This window comes from Streptomyces sp. NPDC002851 (assembly GCF_053591935.1).
In genome coordinates this window covers 121262-135690 of the sequence record NZ_JBSFUT010000014.1, presented here as the reverse complement: position 1 = coordinate 135690, position 14429 = coordinate 121262, and the positions used below count along the sequence as shown (strand labels likewise).

13 protein-coding genes are annotated in these 14429 nt (G+C 70.0%); 8 read left to right on the top strand and 5 right to left on the bottom strand.

The annotated features are described in order from the left end of the window. Nucleotides 1–94 precede the first annotated feature (94 nt). The 4 genes from ACWD10_RS17240 to ACWD10_RS17225 all read left to right on the top strand — a co-directional run bounded on the left by ACWD10_RS17240 (nucleotide 95) and on the right by ACWD10_RS17225 (nucleotide 7506). Nucleotides 95–1822, top strand: a complete 1728-nt coding sequence (locus tag ACWD10_RS17240; protein WP_451091656.1) for a beta-N-acetylhexosaminidase — start codon at nucleotides 95–97, stop codon at nucleotides 1820–1822. A gap of 286 nt (nucleotides 1823–2108) precedes the next feature. Beyond that, on the top strand, nucleotides 2109–3059 hold the full coding sequence (locus tag ACWD10_RS17235; RefSeq protein WP_451091654.1) for an FAD binding domain-containing protein: 951 nt from the start codon (nucleotides 2109–2111) through the stop codon (nucleotides 3057–3059). Beyond that, a complete protein-coding gene (locus ACWD10_RS17230; RefSeq protein WP_451091652.1) occupies nucleotides 3056–5128 on the top strand; it encodes a 2Fe-2S iron-sulfur cluster-binding protein in 2073 nt (690 codons plus the stop codon). Before ACWD10_RS17235 ends, ACWD10_RS17230 begins: the two co-directional genes overlap by 4 nt. 2 nt (nucleotides 5129–5130) lie before the next feature. Continuing rightward, the gene (locus ACWD10_RS17225) at nucleotides 5131–7506 is read left to right on the top strand and encodes a xanthine dehydrogenase family protein molybdopterin-binding subunit (protein WP_451091766.1); all 2376 of its coding nucleotides are present in this window, start codon (nucleotides 5131–5133) and stop codon (nucleotides 7504–7506) included. Nucleotides 7507–7622: 116 nt separating this feature from the next. Here the strand turns inward: ACWD10_RS17225 and ACWD10_RS17220 are convergent, their stop codons facing one another. Further along, nucleotides 7623–9482, bottom strand: a complete 1860-nt coding sequence (locus ACWD10_RS17220) for a trypsin-like serine peptidase (protein ID WP_451091650.1) — start codon at nucleotides 9480–9482, stop codon at nucleotides 7623–7625. A gap of 675 nt (nucleotides 9483–10157) precedes the next feature. On the opposite strand from ACWD10_RS17220, the gene ACWD10_RS17215 reads away from it, so the two are divergent. Then, entirely contained in the window at nucleotides 10158–10511 is a 354-nt protein-coding gene (locus ACWD10_RS17215; RefSeq protein ID WP_451091648.1) for a hypothetical protein, read from the top strand. 75 nt (nucleotides 10512–10586) lie between these two features. Here ACWD10_RS17215 and ACWD10_RS17210 read toward each other — a convergent pair whose 3' ends face one another. The 4 genes from ACWD10_RS17210 to ACWD10_RS17195 all read right to left on the bottom strand — a co-directional run bounded on the left by ACWD10_RS17210 (nucleotide 10587) and on the right by ACWD10_RS17195 (nucleotide 12700). Then, nucleotides 10587–10778, bottom strand: a complete 192-nt coding sequence (locus tag ACWD10_RS17210; RefSeq protein WP_451091764.1) for a hypothetical protein — start codon at nucleotides 10776–10778, stop codon at nucleotides 10587–10589. 53 nt (nucleotides 10779–10831) lie between these two features. Continuing rightward, nucleotides 10832–11104 (bottom strand): hypothetical protein, encoded by a 273-nt coding sequence (locus tag ACWD10_RS17205; protein WP_451091646.1) that lies wholly within the window; start codon nucleotides 11102–11104, stop codon nucleotides 10832–10834. Between the two features lie 71 nt (nucleotides 11105–11175). After that, nucleotides 11176–12000, bottom strand: a complete 825-nt coding sequence (locus ACWD10_RS17200; RefSeq protein ID WP_451091644.1) for a helix-turn-helix domain-containing protein — start codon at nucleotides 11998–12000, stop codon at nucleotides 11176–11178. Between the two features lie 145 nt (nucleotides 12001–12145). Further along, nucleotides 12146–12700, bottom strand: coding sequence for an ATP-binding protein (locus ACWD10_RS17195; RefSeq protein ID WP_451091642.1), 555 nt, complete (start codon nucleotides 12698–12700; stop codon nucleotides 12146–12148). Nucleotides 12701–12858: 158 nt separating this feature from the next. On the opposite strand from ACWD10_RS17195, the gene ACWD10_RS17190 reads away from it, so the two are divergent. The 3 genes from ACWD10_RS17190 to ACWD10_RS17180 are packed head-to-tail and all read left to right on the top strand — an operon-like array spanning nucleotide 12859 to nucleotide 14428. Beyond that, entirely contained in the window at nucleotides 12859–13701 is an 843-nt protein-coding gene (locus tag ACWD10_RS17190) for a helix-turn-helix domain-containing protein (RefSeq protein WP_451091640.1), read from the top strand. After that, a complete protein-coding gene (locus ACWD10_RS17185) occupies nucleotides 13698–13967 on the top strand; it encodes a DUF397 domain-containing protein (protein WP_451091638.1) in 270 nt (89 codons plus the stop codon). The genes ACWD10_RS17190 and ACWD10_RS17185 overlap by 4 nt, the downstream gene beginning before the upstream one ends. After that, nucleotides 13967–14428 carry a hypothetical protein gene (locus ACWD10_RS17180; RefSeq protein ID WP_451091636.1) on the top strand — a complete coding sequence of 154 codons (462 nt, stop codon included), beginning with the start codon at nucleotides 13967–13969 and terminating at the stop codon, nucleotides 14426–14428. Before ACWD10_RS17185 ends, ACWD10_RS17180 begins: the two co-directional genes overlap by 1 nt. Nucleotide 14429 lies beyond the last annotated feature (1 nt).

Sequence of the window (14429 nt, the reverse complement as noted above, 5' to 3'; positions counted from 1 at the left end):
GGCAGAGCTCCCTGCTTACGGGAAGGGGCGGGGCTGGGGAAGAAAGCCCCCCGCAGGCGCCCCACGCCCCATCCCTCGTGGCAGGCTCAGCGGCATGACAGCCGCCGCCCTGATCCCGGCCCCCCGCACCCTCCGCCACCTCCCCGGCGCCTTCGTGCTCGACGCGGACACCGTCCTGGACGCCGCCCCCGGCACCGAGGACACCGCCCGCTGGCTCCGCGCGGTACTTGGTGCGGCCACCGGCTTTCCGTTGGACCCGGGCGCCGGTACGGACGGCAATGTGATCCGGCTGCGCCTCGACCCCGGGGGCGACGGTCCCGGCGGGCCGGAGAATCCCGAGCGCTACCGCCTGCACGTGGACGGGGACGCGGCCGCCGTCACCCTGCACGGCGCCACCCCCGCCGGAGTCTTCCGCGGCGCGCAGACCCTGCGCCAGCTGCTCGGCCCCGACGCGTACCGCCGGGCCCCGCTCAATCCCGGCCGGACCTGGACCGTGCCCGGCGTGCTCGTCGAGGATGCCCCGAGGTTCGGCTGGCGTGGCCTGATGCTCGACGTGGCGCGGCACTTCATGCCCAAGGACGGCGTGCTCCGCTACCTCGACCTGCTCGCCGCGCACAAGCTGAACGTCTTCCACTTCCACCTCACCGACGACCAGGGCTGGCGCGTCGAGATCAAGCGCCACCCCCGGCTCACCGAGGTCGGCTCCTGGCGCACCCGCACCAAGTACGGCCACCGGGCCTCGCCCCTCTGGGAGGAGAAGCCGCACGGCGGTTACTACACCCAGGACGACATCCGCGAGATCGTCGCGTACGCCCGTGAGCGGCATATCCGGGTCGTACCGGAGATCGACATTCCGGGGCATTCGCAGGCCGCCATCGCCGCATACCCGGAACTAGGCAACACCGACGTCATCGACACCACCACCCTCTCCGTCTGGGACACCTGGGGCATCAACCCGAACGTACTGGCCCCCACTGACAACGCCCTGCGCTTCTACGAGGGCGTCCTGGAGGAGGTCCTCGAACTCTTCCCGGCGGACAGCTCGCCGTTCGTGCACATCGGCGGCGACGAGTGCCCCCGCGACCAGTGGAAACGCTCCGCGGCGGCCCAGGAGCGCATCAGGGAGCTGGGGTTGGCCGACGAGGACGAGCTGCAGGCCTGGTTCATCCGGCACTTCGCGGACTGGCTCGCCGCCCGCGGCCGCCGCCTCATCGGCTGGGACGAGATCCTTCAGGGCACCTCCCTGGACGAAGGGGCAGCCGAAGAGGCTGAAGACGAAGGGGCAGCCGAAGAGGCCGAAAAGGGCGGCCTCCCGCCCGGCACCGCCGTCTCCTCCTGGCGCGGCTACGCCGGTGGCATCGCCGCCGCCCGCGCGGGTCACGACGTCGTCATGTGCCCCGAGCAGCAGGTCTACTTGGACCACCGGCAGGACGCGGGCGAGCACGAGCCGGTACCCATCGGCTACGTACGCACCCTCGAGGACGTCTACCGCTTCGAGCCCGTACCGCCCGAGCTCACCCCCGCCGAGGCCGCCCGCGTCCTCGGCACCCAGGCCAACGTCTGGACCGAGGTGATGGAGTCCGAGGCCCGCGTCGACTACCAGGCGTTCCCGCGCCTCGTCGCCTTCAGCGAGGTCGCTTGGAGCGCCCTGCCCGCCCCCGCCGAGCGGGACTTCGCCGAGTTCGAGGGCCGCATGGTGTCCCATTACGAGCGACTTGACGCGCTCGGTGTCGGCTATCGGCCGCCCTCCGGCCCTCTGCCCTGGCAGCGGCGCCCAGGGGTGCTCGGACGCCCTATCGAGGGTGCACCCCCGAACGTGTGAGGGTTCGCGGAGCCGTACGCCCCTGGGACATGCCCCTGGAAAACGTGGGGGCGGTTCGGAGGAAACGGACTTCTTTCGGGATTACCGGAACAAGTTCTCCTAGCGGACCCCCGCGTCGGAGGGCCCGGAAGATGTGCCAGAGTTGCCTCGTCCGGCCTGTGAGGACGTACCGTACGGCGGAGTAGGTTCACCGTGGCCGGACCGGCCCGCACAGGCGCGGCAGCGGCCGGTTCCAGCGGATCGGTCGCAGCGGATCGGTCGGTCGGTCAGAGGGAAGGGGCAGCGGTTGACCACGCACGCACCGCACGCGCAGCAACCGCCCGCGCAGCAGCCGTCCGCGCAGCAACCGCCCACGTCTCAGGCGGAGCAGGCGGCACAGTTCGTGACGCTGCCGGTCTCGCTCGACGAGGCCGTGGCGGCGCTCGCGGCCATGCCCGCCGCCGTGCCCGTGGCGGGCGGCACCGATCTCATGGCCGCGGTCAACTCCGGCCTCCTCCGCCCCGCCGCGCTCGTCGGCCTCGGCCGGATCGGCGAGATCCGCGGCTGGACATACCAGGACGGACACGCACTTCTTGGTGCCGGACTCACCCACGCCCGCATGGGCCGCCCCGACTTCGCCGCGCTCATCCCCGCACTCGCCGCCGCCGCCCGCGCCGCCGGGCCGCCCACGGTCCGTAACGCGGGCACGCTCGGCGGCAACATCGCGTCCGCGGCCCCGACCGGCGACTCGCTGCCCGTCCTGGCCGCACTCGAAGCCACGTTGATCGTCGCGGGCCCGGGCGGCGCCCGCCGCGAGGTCCCCGTCTCGCACCTGCTCGCCGGGATGGAGCGGCTCGGCGCGGGCGAACTCATCGGCTACGTACGCGTTCCGCTCCTGCACGCCCCCCAGGTCTTCCTGAAAGCGACCGGCCGCACCGGCCCCGGCCGCGCGACCGCCTCCGTCGCCCTCGTCCTCGACCCGGCCCGCAGGGGCGTGCGGTGCGCGGTCGGCGCCATCGCACCGATGCCGCTGCGCCCGCTCGAGGCCGAGCAATGGGTGGCCTCCCTGATCGACTGGGGCGCCGGACGGGTCCTGGCCCCCGAGGCGCTGCACGCCTTCGGCGAGTACGTCGCCGCCGCCTGCATCCCCGACCAGGCGCCCGACGGCACGCCGGAGCAGCTGCCGCCCGCCGTACTGCACCTGCGGCGCACGGTCGCCGTGCTGGCCCGACGAGCACTGGGGAGGGCACTGTCGTGAGCGACGACGACATCGAGCGGGACGGCCAGGGCGGCCACGGCGACCAGGGTGGTCACGGCGGCCACGGCGGCCACGGTGGTCAGGCTGGTCACGGTGGCTGGGGCGATCAGGGCAGTTGGGGCGCCGGTCAGGACGGCTGGAGCGGCGGCGGCCAGGACTCGTGGGACGGCCAGGGTGGTCACGGGGACTGGGGCGGTCAGGACAGTTGGGGTGGCCAGGACGGTTGGGACGGCCAGGATGGCCAGGACAGCTGGGGAGGCTGGAGCGGCGGCCAGGGTGAGCAGGTCGGCCCGTCGGGTCCGTCCGGCCCGTCCGGTCCGATGGGCCCGGTCGGCCCCGCGGGTGCCGTCGGTTGGCAGCCCACGCCGCACCAGGAGTACGACGCGGACGCCACGGCCTTCGTACAGTTGCCGGAGGGCGGCTTCCCGGACCGGATGACCCAGGGCACGACCCCGACCCTCTCCGACTTCGACGAGGCGACCCCGCTCGCGGCCCCGGGCGCGGGCGGTTACGTCCCGCCGCACATCTCGGTGGCCCCGGGCGCGGCGACGGATCCCGCGGCCACGGGCATGTTCGTCGTGCCGACCATGGGGCCGACCGTGGCGGCTGCGGCAGCGGGTGAACAGACCGGTGGACAGGCCGGTGGACAGGCCGGTGAACAGCAGCCTTCCGGCGCGTCCGTGCAGTGGCCCGAGCCCAACGCCCCACAGCCGCCCGCGCCCGAGGCGCACGAGCCCGGCACCACGGGGCACTGGTCGTTCACGGCCGAGCCCGAGCCGACGCCTGTCGCCGATGTGACGGGCGAGTGGTCCATCCCGGTCGCCACCGGCGAACTCCCGGACGAATCGGGTGAGTTCACGCAGTCGTCCTTGGTCGAGCAGTGGGGCGGCAACGCACCCGCGACGCTGCCGGGGGGTGCGCCCGCGCCTTGGGCGGAGGACGTACGGGAGGAAGTACCCGAACCCGTACAAGACGTGCCTGTGCAGGAGGAGGCCGTACAGGAAGCCCCCGTACTCGACGTACCTCCAGCGCTCGTAGAGCCCGTACAAGAAGAGCCTGCGCACGAAGAGCCCGCCCAAGAAGAACCTGCGCAAAAAGAAGAGCCCACAGAAGAAGAACCCGTCCATGGGGAAGCGCCCGCAGCGCAACCACAAGAGGACGTACAAGAAGACGTAGAGGCCGTAGAAGAGACGCAGGAGGCGGCCCCCGCCGAACCGGCTCCAGAGGAAGCTGCCCCCGCCGAACCGGCCCAGGAAGAACCCGCTCCCGCCGCCCCGTCCCTCGAAGAGGCACCCTCTGCCGACCCGGCAGCCCCCGCCGAGCCAGCTGAGCCAGCCGACCCGGCCGCCCCAGCCACCCCCACCCTCAACGACCAACAACCCCTCGTCTCCTACGTCCTGCGCGTCAACGGCGCCGACCGCCCCGTCACGGACGCGTGGATCGGTGAGTCGCTGCTCTACGTGCTGCGTGAGCGTCTGGGTCTGGCCGGGGCGAAGGACGGCTGCTCGCAGGGGGAGTGCGGGGCGTGCGCCGTGCAGGTCGACGGTCGTCTCGTCGCGTCCTGCCTGGTGCCCGCGGCGACGACGGCGGGCAGCGAGGTGCGTACGGTCGAGGGCCTGGCCGCCGATGGCCAACCCTCGGACGTGCAGCGGGCGTTGGCGGCCGGTACGGCCGTGCAGTGCGGCTTCTGCGTACCCGGCATGGCGATGACCCTGCACGACCTCCTCGCGGGCAACCCGGCGCCGACCGAGCGCGAGACCCGTCAGGCGCTCTGCGGCAACCTCTGCCGCTGCTCCGGCTACCGGGGCGTACTCGACGCCGTACGCGAGGTCGTGGCCGAACGCGAGGCCACCAGAGCGGCCGAGGCCACGACGGACGAGACCGCGGACGACGGGACCGCGCACCGCGCGGCGGACGGAACCGACGACACGGCCGCATCCACCGCACCCACCGCCCCCGCCCCCGTAGCCCGCATCCCCCACCAGGCACCCCCCGGCGAGGGCGGCGCGCACCCGGACCAGTACCCGTACCCGCACCACTCGGAGGACCAGGACGGAGGCATGGCATGAGCGTGAGCAACGACGCCACAGCGACCGCGACGCCGCCTCGCGGCACCGGCCCCACCGACCACTCGGGTGCCACCACCCCCGCGGGCCCGGGCCCGGGCCCCTCCGGCCCTGGCGCGGCGCCCGAGCCGCCCCCGCACGGCCTCGGCTCCTCGCTCCCGCCGTCGGACGCCCGGGCCAAGACGGAGGGCACGTACCCGTACGCCTCCGACCTGTGGGCCGAGGGCCTGCTGTGGGCGGCGGTGCTCCGCTCCCCGCACCCGCACGCCCGTATCGTCTCGATCGACACGGCCGAAGCGGCATCGATGCCCGGCGTCCAGGCGGTGGTGACGCACGAGGACATCCCCGGCGACGCGACGCACGGCCGCCGGATCGCGGACCGCCCGGTCTTCGCATCGACGATCGTCCGCCACCACGGCGAGGCCATCGCGGCGGTGGCCGCGGACCACCCGGACACGGCCCGTATGGCCGCCGCGGCGATCGCGGTGGAGTACGAGGTCCTCGACCCGGTCACGGACCCGGAACAGGCCTTCGCGGCCGAGCCGTTGCACCCCGACGGCAATCTGATCCGCCACATCCCGCTGCGCTACGGCGACCCGGAGGCGGCCGGCGACGTCATCGTGGAGGGCCTGTACCGCATCGGCCGCCAGGACCCGGCCCCGATCGGCGCCGAGGCGGGCCTCGCGGTCCCGCGCCCGGACGGCGGCGTAGAGCTCTACGTAGCGTCGACGGACCCGCACACGGACCGTGATTTGGCGGCGTCGTGCTACGGCCTGGAACAGGACAGGGTCAAGGTCGTCGTGACAGGCGTACCGGGCGCGACGGCAGACAGGGAGGACGCCAGCTTCCAACTCCCCCTGGGATTGCTGGCGTTGAAAACCGGCTGCCCGGTGAAACTGGCGGCGACGCGCGAGGAGTCCTTCCTCGGCCACACCCACCGCCACCCCACCCTGCTCCGCTACCGCCACCACGCCACGGCCGAGGGCCGCTTGGTGAAGGTGGAGGCCCAGATCCTGCTCGACGCGGGCGCGTACGCGGACGCGTCATCGGACAGCCTGGCGGCGGCGGTGGCTTTCGCCTGCGGCCCGTACGTAGTCCCCCACGCCTTCATCGAGGGCTGGGCGGTACGCACGAACAACCCGCCGTCCGGCCACGTACGCGGCGAAGGCGCGATGCAGGTCTGTGTCGCGTACGAAGCCCAAATGGACAAGCTGGCCGCGAAGTTGGGCCTGGACCCGGCGGACCTGCGCATGCGCAACGTCATGGCGACGGGCGACATCCTGCCGACCGGCCAGACGGTGACGTGCCCGGCCCCGGTCGCCGAACTCCTCAAGGCCGTAAGGGACTTCGAGCTGCCGCCGCTGCCCAAGGACACCCCGGAAGAGGACTGGCTGCTGCCGGGCGGCCCGGAGGGCGCGGGCGAGCCGGGCGCGATCCGGCGCGGCGTCGGCTACGGCCTCGGCATGGTGCACATGCTGGGCGCCGAGGGCACGGACGAGGTCTCCACGGCCACGGTCAAGGTCAAGGACGGCGTAGCGACGGTCATCTGCGCCGCAGTGGAAACCGGCCAGGGTTTCTCGACGCTGGCCCGCCAAGTGGTCCAGGAAACCCTGGGGATTGAGGAAGTCCACGTAGCGTCGGTGGATACGGACCAGCCCCCGGCGGGCCCGGCGTGCCGAGGCCGCCACACGTGGGTGTCGGGCGGCGCGGTGGAGCGAGCGGCCAAGATGGTCCGTACTCAGCTGCTCCAGCCGTTGGCGGCGAAATTCGGCATGTCCACGGAGCTCCTGCAAATCACCGACGGCAAGATCACGTCGTACGACGGCGTCCTGTCGACCACGGTCACGGAGGCCATGGACGGCAAGGAACTCTGGGCCACGGCCCAGTGCCGCCCGCACCCGACGGAGCCGTTGGACGAGACGGGCCAGGGCGACGCGTTCGTGGGCATGGCTTTTTGCGCTGTGCGCGCCGTGGTGGACGTGGACGTGGAGCTGGGCTCGGTACGGGTGGTGGAGCTGGCGGTCGCGCAGGATGTGGGCCGGGTGCTGAACCCGGCGCAGCTGGCCGCCCGCATCGAGGCGGGGGTGACGCAGGGCGTAGGCATGGCCCTGACGGAAAACCTCCGCAGCCCCAAGGGCATCCCGCGCCACCCGGACCTGACGGGCTACGCCCTGCCGACGGCCCTGGACGCTCCGGACATTCGGATCGTGAAGCTGGTCGAGGAGCGGGATGTGGTGGCTTCCTTCGGCGCGAAGGCGGCTTCGGCGGTCCCGGTCGTGACATCCCCGGCGGCGGTGGCGGGAGCGGTACGGGCGGCTACGGGCCGGACGTGCAACCGGCTGCCGATTCGGGCGCAGGCGGCTGTGGTTCAGGAGGGCTAGGAGGCCCTCACATCTGCTGCGGCCTGGCGGGTGTTGCGCGGGCGCGGGCGGACCCTGGGAACTTGGTGTCCGCCCGCGCGGGTGCGGGTGCGTCGAGGATCAGCGGTGTGTCGAGATCAGGCGGGCGGCACCATCATGTACTCCGTGCCGAGCCTGGTCGCCGACGAGTCCCCGTACATGGTCAGCTCCCCGTCCGACCAGCGCACCATGAGGTCGTCCGGCCAGGTGTTGCCGCCGTAGTTGCCGGCGGAGATGACTCTGGCGTGCTTCTTCCAGAGGTCGTTGGGGGCCAGGACCCGGTTCTCGCTCTTGAGTGCGTTGATGCCCAGGTCCTTGTAGACGGTGAGTTCGCCGTCGACCCAGCGCACCATGAGGTCGTTGTTGTTCTCACCCCCGAAGTCACCCGCGGTCAGGGCGCGGGCGTACTTCCACACCGATCCGGGGTTGGCGAGCTTCTGCTCCTTGTCCTTGCGCATGCCGCGCGCGTCCACGTCCCAGTACAGGGTGGCCTCGCCGTCGTCCCAGGTCACGACCAGGTCGTCGGGCCAGGTGTTGCCGCCGAAGGCGCCCGCGGTGATGGCGGTGGCGTGCTTCCAGAGGGCGTTGGGCTTCTGGAGGGTGATCTCGCGGACGTTGTTGATGGAGCCGGAGTCGTAGTCGATGTCCTTGTAGAGGGACACCTCGCCGTCCACCCAGAGCACCATCAGGTCGTACTGGTGCCCGCCGGTGAAGTCACCGGCCGTGATGGCCTTGGCGTACTTCCAAGTCCCATTGGGGCCGATCAGCTTGCGGTCCTTTTCGAAGCCGTACGCCCCGTCGCCCTCGTAGAGCGACAGCTCGCCGTCGTCCCAGAGCACGATCATGTCCTGGGTGCCGGTCTTGCGGACGGTCGTGCCGCGCAGCGCGGCGGCTCTGGCCGGCTCGTAGTCGTCGGGGTTGTAGAAGGTGCCCGAGGCCATGGCCTTGGCGTGCTTCCACGTGCCGCCGGAGCCGAGCGGAGACGCCTGGTCCGGCGGGTAGTTGTTCACCGCCTGTACGTAGAGGCGGTTGATGTCGGCGTCGAACTGCGAGGAGTAGGACGTGTCGTTCGAATGTCCGCCGGTCTTGTAGCCGCCGATGACGCCGAAGACCTCGCCCCGCTTGCCGTCCCAGTTCGCCAGGAACGGCGAGCCGGACGTGCCCGGGGTGTAACCGTCGCAATCAATCTGCACGAACCGGCCGTTGAACTTCTTGGTCGTCGACTTGCAGTCCCGCGGCGTCCTGGACCCACCCGGATACCCGATCAGGTGGGCGTCCTTCTGCACGAAGTCGCCGGGCCCGACGAACTTGAGCCGGTTGCCGCCGCCCACGGCGGTGGCCAGGACCTGGTTCTTCTGATTGCGCTGGACGCGTACGAAGGCGAAGTCCAGGTCGTCGGCCTTGGACGAGCCGAGGCGCAGGTAACGGCCGTCGAGATAGGTGCGCTTCTTCTCCGCGCGGAAGATACCGAACGGCTTCGGGTTGGCCGAGTCGTTGTACTTCGGTACGAAGCCGAAGTTCTCGTAGCGGTCGCTGTCGGAGAGGCAGTGGGCGGCGGAGATGACCAGGTTCATCGAGGGCGAGTCCACCACGGACGCACTGCAGAAGCGGTCCTCCTTGCCTCCCGGCCGGGTGACGACGAACACGCCCACGTTGTTGAAGCCGCCCTTGACTGTGTGGCTGGGTGAGCGGAGCACGCTCTGGCCGCTCTGGCCGCTCTGGCCGCTCTGGCCGCTCTGGCCGCTCTGGCCGTCCTTGGCGCCGTGGCCGCCCTGGCCGTGGGTTTCGCCGAGCGTCGGGCCGTCGGGGTTGTCCAACGGCCGGGCGTTGCGGAGCCGTTCGGGCGTCCAGTACGCGTCGAGGGCCTTGGCCTCTTCGAGTTCCTTGGCGTTCAGGGGCGCGGGCGGGCGCGGCGTCGGGTCGATGCCGAGGCTGCGGTAGTACTCCTCGTCGGACATGCCCGGCGTCGTGGCCGGAGTCGGAGTCGGTGCGGAGCTCTCGGGCGACTTGGGGGACTTGGGGGACTCGGGGGACTTGGACTCGGGTGGTTCTTCAGAGGGTGAGGTACCAGGTGAGGCAGCGGATGAGGCAGCGGATGAGGTGCTGCTCGGAGAGGCGGCAGCTTCCGGTTGCCCTGCGGGCGTTGACGGCGACGGGGTGGCCGTGGCCGGTGCGGACGGCGCCGGGCCGGGTGCGGCCGTGGCGGTCGGTATGGCGGTCGTTGCGGGTGCGGCGAGGATGGCCGCGGACAGGCCCAGCGCGACGAACCGCGGCAGGTGAGGGCGTCTCATCAGGGTAGTGCGTTCTTTCAATTGTCCGGTTAGCTCCACATAGCTCGGTAAGGACCAGGTACGGGCCATGACGGCATATATGGAGCGGGTAAGGTGCGTCGGACACTAGAACACCTGAAGGGTCCATTTGTCATGTTGCGTGCCGCCTGTCAGGCACTAGCGGTTTGTGGTATATCGTCCGGCTTGCTGTTGGCGTCCCCTGCTGTGGCGCACACCAGCTCACCCATCAGCTCACCCGCCGGTTCACCCACCAGCTCGCTCACCGGCTCGGGAACCAAGACGCCAGCGGAGTACGCTCCTTCTGCGACGCTGACGGTCGAGACCGGAAGGCCCGGAGAGGAAGTGCAGCTCTCCTGGCTCGACGAGTGGCGTGACCCCGAGGAGAAGAAGGTCGAGGCGTACTCGCCCGCATTCGAAGTACCGGCCCAACTGACCTTCTCGGGCCGTCAGTACACGGGCCACGTCCGCCTGAAGACGGATGCCGAGCCGGGCCCGGCATCGGCTCGCGTGGTCAGCCACGGCGGCCAGGCCGCGAAGAAGGCCCGCTTCTGGATCGACGCACCCGCCCCTGGCCCCGTGGGGAGCGACCCATCAGTCCCGTGGTTCGTGGGTGGGGGAGCTGTTGTGGCAGTTGCGGTTGTGGCGTTGGGTGTGCTGGTGGTGCGTAGGCGAGGGCGGGCCGATCAGAGCGGATAAGCGCGGCCCGTTGCCGTGTGGCGGCTCGGAGGCTCGGGGGCTCGCTCATCACGCGAGGACTCGTGCTTCAGAGACTTATGGACCAGGAATCATCCTGACCACAGTCACGGTCAGGATGGACCCCGAGACGTAGTACCTGACGATGACGCCGCGAACAGTCGCCTCCCGGCGGTCCGGATCGCGGCCGATGACCGAGGAACCATGCCGGTAGGGATCGACCCCGAGCGTCCGCTCCATCGCGGACTTGAACGCATCGGCTCCGGACATCTTGGCCAGGGTGTCGTCGGCAGGCGGCGCGTAGGCGATGCGGTGGTGAGAGCTCACGCGGCGCTGTTCCTCTCCGCTTCCTCGCGCGCCAGACGGTCCATGATGGCGTCGGCCGCCGGGTCCGGCACGGCCCGGAACATCCAGTGCCGCATCACCGCGTGAATCTCGTGCACACCGGCCGAGTTGATGGCCAGGTCGAACTCCTCGCGCAACTCTTTCGGCAGCGCTTCGCGGATGTCGGGGATGGTGTTGGGGACCTCGACCTCGACACCGTCGACCATGGTCTTCAATGGCTCGCCCTCGCCCTCGCCCTCGCCCTCGCCCATGTCCTGCTCCCTCCATCCAGATTCTGGCAGCACCGTAGCGATTCCCCATGATTACTTCTGTCTACGCATGTCTAGGCAGCGGTGGCGGAAGCAGCGGGACAGGCTGAGGCCGAAGTGGTGCAGTCACGGCAGCGGCCAGGTTCCGGTGCCCGGAAGGCGCGGTCGCAGGCGTCGCAGTTCTGGAGGGGGTCGGGGCGGAGCGCCTCCGGGATGGGTGTTGCTGGGAGAGGTGGCGGCAGCAACTCCTGGAGCCGGTGCGCGAGCAGGGCGGCCGGGTGGCGGATCGGCTCGGTCGGAAGCGCGGCGGTGAGCGTCCGGCGTACGGCGTCGGGGTCGATGCCCCGGTCCAGCCAGGCGGCTACGGCGGGGGCGAGGCGGGTGACGTCGCACTGGGAGAGGAGGAGGCGGGGGTCGTGGCGGCGGAGGTCGGTGAGGAGGGTGGTGGCTACGGGGTCGGTGCCGTGCTCTTCGGCGGCGGCGGGAGGCGTACGAGGGGTACGAGGCGCGGAGGGCGCAGGCGGAGGCTCTGAACAGGCCGCCATAGCAGGCGGGTTGTTGTACGAGACGGTACGGGTGACGACCCGGCCGGAGGGCAGCCGCTCACGGGTCCGGGCGAGATAACCATGCGCTTCGAGCTCACGCAGAGCGGCGGCAATCCGCACTTCCCCCTCGGAGAAGCGCTCGGCAAGCGCCTTGATGGTGACCTTGGCACCGGCGGGCAGGGACTGGATGTGCGTGGCCAGCCCGATCGCGACGAGGGAGAGCTCGCGGTGCTGGGCGAGGTGATTGCCGACGACGGTGAAGCGGTCGCGGTGGCGCCGGTTGATGTGTTGGACACCGGCAGAGGGAACTTGGGGACGCGCGCAGGAGGGCGCGCTAAGCTGCTGCAGAGCCATCGGGAAGCTGCTTCTTCCTTGTTGGTCAGGCCCTCGCACTGGGATGCCAGTCCCGGCGAGGGCCGTCACATGTCTGTGGTTGTTGTACTGCTGAGGCCGAGCCTGCGTCGCCAATCGGCATATGCGCAAGCCGAGTTGGGCCCATTCACTCGCGTGGGTGATGAGACTCTGAGCGAGGGGCTGGGGTGGCTTGGAAGGGTTCTTTCCCCGGGTTCTTTGATTCTTGACGTCGCGCGAGACCAGAGCTCGGGCCACCGGGCCGTGGAACCCTCGATGCGGGCGTAAGACAATCAATCTCGGCCCAAACGGTCTTGCACGGAACGGGCCCACGTTGGACGCCCCATCGATCGGCAAGGGCCTCGACGAGAAAGAGTCCGCGCCCGGATTCCGAGTGAGGGAAGGGTCGTTCGGCTGAGGTCGGCACAGGGACCTCGGCGCGAGTATCGGTCACTTCAATACGAAGCGTGCTGACGCCAGACGTTCCGTCGTAGTCCGACAGCTTGAGCCTGAGCCGGAACCCGCGTCCGGTCACGCGTCCGTGTGTGGCCGCGTTGTTGGCGAGTTCCGCGGCGACCTGTTCGGCGATCTCGACGGTGTGCAGGTGACAGCCCCAGTCAGTGAACCGGTCGGCGGTAAGGCGACGGGCAAGACGTGCACCCCTAGGCGTAGGGGAGAGCAGGTGAGTGATTTCAGAGTTCACGTCACTCAGCGTGTTCGTCCCTCCTTACCCTGAACAGCAACTCGGCCTGTGCGTAGGCTTTTTGTCCCGCCGTTGTCCGGTCCTGTCCCGGCTGTCCGGCGTGCCGTACGGGTACGGGTGCGCGTTGAAGTCGGATGGCATCGCGGAGGTGGGGACGCATGAGCGAGGCGGACGAAGCGGGTTGGGATGTAGACCCGGACGACGAGATCGCATCGGTGGTCGAGGCATTCGGCCACCAACAGAAGCGCTGGCGGGAAAAGTGTGGACTCCGTGTCGCGGAGTTCGCAGAGGCCATCGGGTACGGGGAGGACCAGGTCCGGAAGGTCGAGCGCGGGAAGCGGATCCCACGCCCGGAGTACCTGGACAAGGCGGACGAGGTGCTGGGCGCCCAGGGCTTCATCTCGGACATGAAGGAGGAGATGCGGAAGGCCCGATACCCGAAGAAGGTAAGGGAGTTGGCGAATCTGGAGGGACAGGCGGTCGAGTTGCTGTTCTACAGCAACCACACGCTGCATGGCCTGCTGCAGACGAGGGAGTACGCCGAGACCCTGTTCACGATGCAGCAGCCGCCCTACACGAAGGACCAGGTGGAACGAGGCATAGCTGGTCGTCTGCGCCGACAATCCATCTTCGAGCGCACGCCAGGCCCTGCCATTTGTTTCGTTCTGGAGGAGGTGACGCTGCGGCGCCCACTCGGGGGCAGAATGGTGTGGAAGCGGCAGCTCGAACGCGTACTGGAAGTGGGGCAGTTGCCAAATGTCCAGATTCAGGTGATGCCGACCGAGATCGAGAGGCACCCGGGAATGGACGGCTCGATCAGATTGCTTAAGTTCGGGGACGGAACGGCTCTGGGGCGCTCCGAGGGAGCCTTCAACGGGCGACCGGTCTCCGATCCGAAGCAGCTCCGGATCCTTGAGCTGCGGTATGGCATGATCCGGACCCAGGCTCCCCCGCCACTGGAGTCCCGGGCCATCATCGAGGAAATGCTTGGAGAGACATGACCCTCAAGCCTTCTGCCGGGGAGACATCCGAGCTGGAGTGGTTCAAGAGCAGCTACAGCGACAGCGGCGACATCAACGACTGTGTCGAGGTGGCCTGGCGCAAGAGCAGCTACAGCAGCAGCAACGAACCCGGCGACTGCGTCGAGGTGGCTGCCGTTCCCGGCACGATCCACGTCCGCGACTCCAAGAACGCCGAGGGCCCCTGCCTGACGCTCGCTCCTCACGCCTGGGCGAACTTCATCACGTACGCCTCAAGAAGCATCTAGTGAAACTCGGAGCCGTGGTCCGCCGAGGCACCCGGCTCGGAGTACGCATCGCGTTGGTGCCAGCGATCATCTTCGGTTCTGTGGGCCTGGTCGCCGTGGTGATGTGGACCTTCGGTGGGGCGTACGACGATGCCCTGGCTGGTCTCACGGTCGGGGTTGGAGGGGTGGGCGGAAGCCTGGCGGGTGGAGTTCTGCTGGGCGCGGTAACGGGTGCGGTACTGGCTCTGTCCCCGGAATGGCTTGCCGCTCGGGCTGTGTTGAGAGGGCTGGTCGGCGGATCGGCCGCCAGCGCAGTATTCCTGGCAGAACTCCTCGCCCTGGCATCCGTAGTGGACGTAGGCCCAGGGCTGATGATCCTCGTACTCCTGGCCGTGCCAGTCGTCGGCGCCGTGGCGGCGGCACACAGCGGGGACGTCCTGGGGCGCACGCACTACCACCCGTGGCTGGAGCCCAGCCGCTAGG

Bases quoted from the DNA above. Each gene is read 5' to 3' on its own strand.
- ACWD10_RS17240 (WP_451091656.1), top strand. From the start codon at position 95: ATGACAGCCGCCGCCCTGATCCCGGCCCCCCGCACCCTCCGCCACCTC.
- ACWD10_RS17220 (WP_451091650.1), bottom strand. From the start codon at position 9,482: ATGTCCGACGAGGAGTACTACCGCAGCCTCGGCATCGACCCGACGCCG.
- ACWD10_RS17210 (WP_451091764.1), bottom strand. From the start codon at position 10,778: ATGTCCGGAGCCGATGCGTTCAAGTCCGCGATGGAGCGGACGCTCGGG.
- ACWD10_RS17205 (WP_451091646.1), bottom strand. From the start codon at position 11,104: ATGGGCGAGGGCGAGGGCGAGGGCGAGGGCGAGCCATTGAAGACCATG.
- ACWD10_RS17200 (WP_451091644.1), bottom strand. From the start codon at position 12,000: ATGGCTCTGCAGCAGCTTAGCGCGCCCTCCTGCGCGCGTCCCCAAGTT.
- ACWD10_RS17190 (WP_451091640.1), top strand. From the start codon at position 12,859: ATGAGCGAGGCGGACGAAGCGGGTTGGGATGTAGACCCGGACGACGAG.
- ACWD10_RS17185 (WP_451091638.1), top strand. From the start codon at position 13,698: ATGACCCTCAAGCCTTCTGCCGGGGAGACATCCGAGCTGGAGTGGTTC.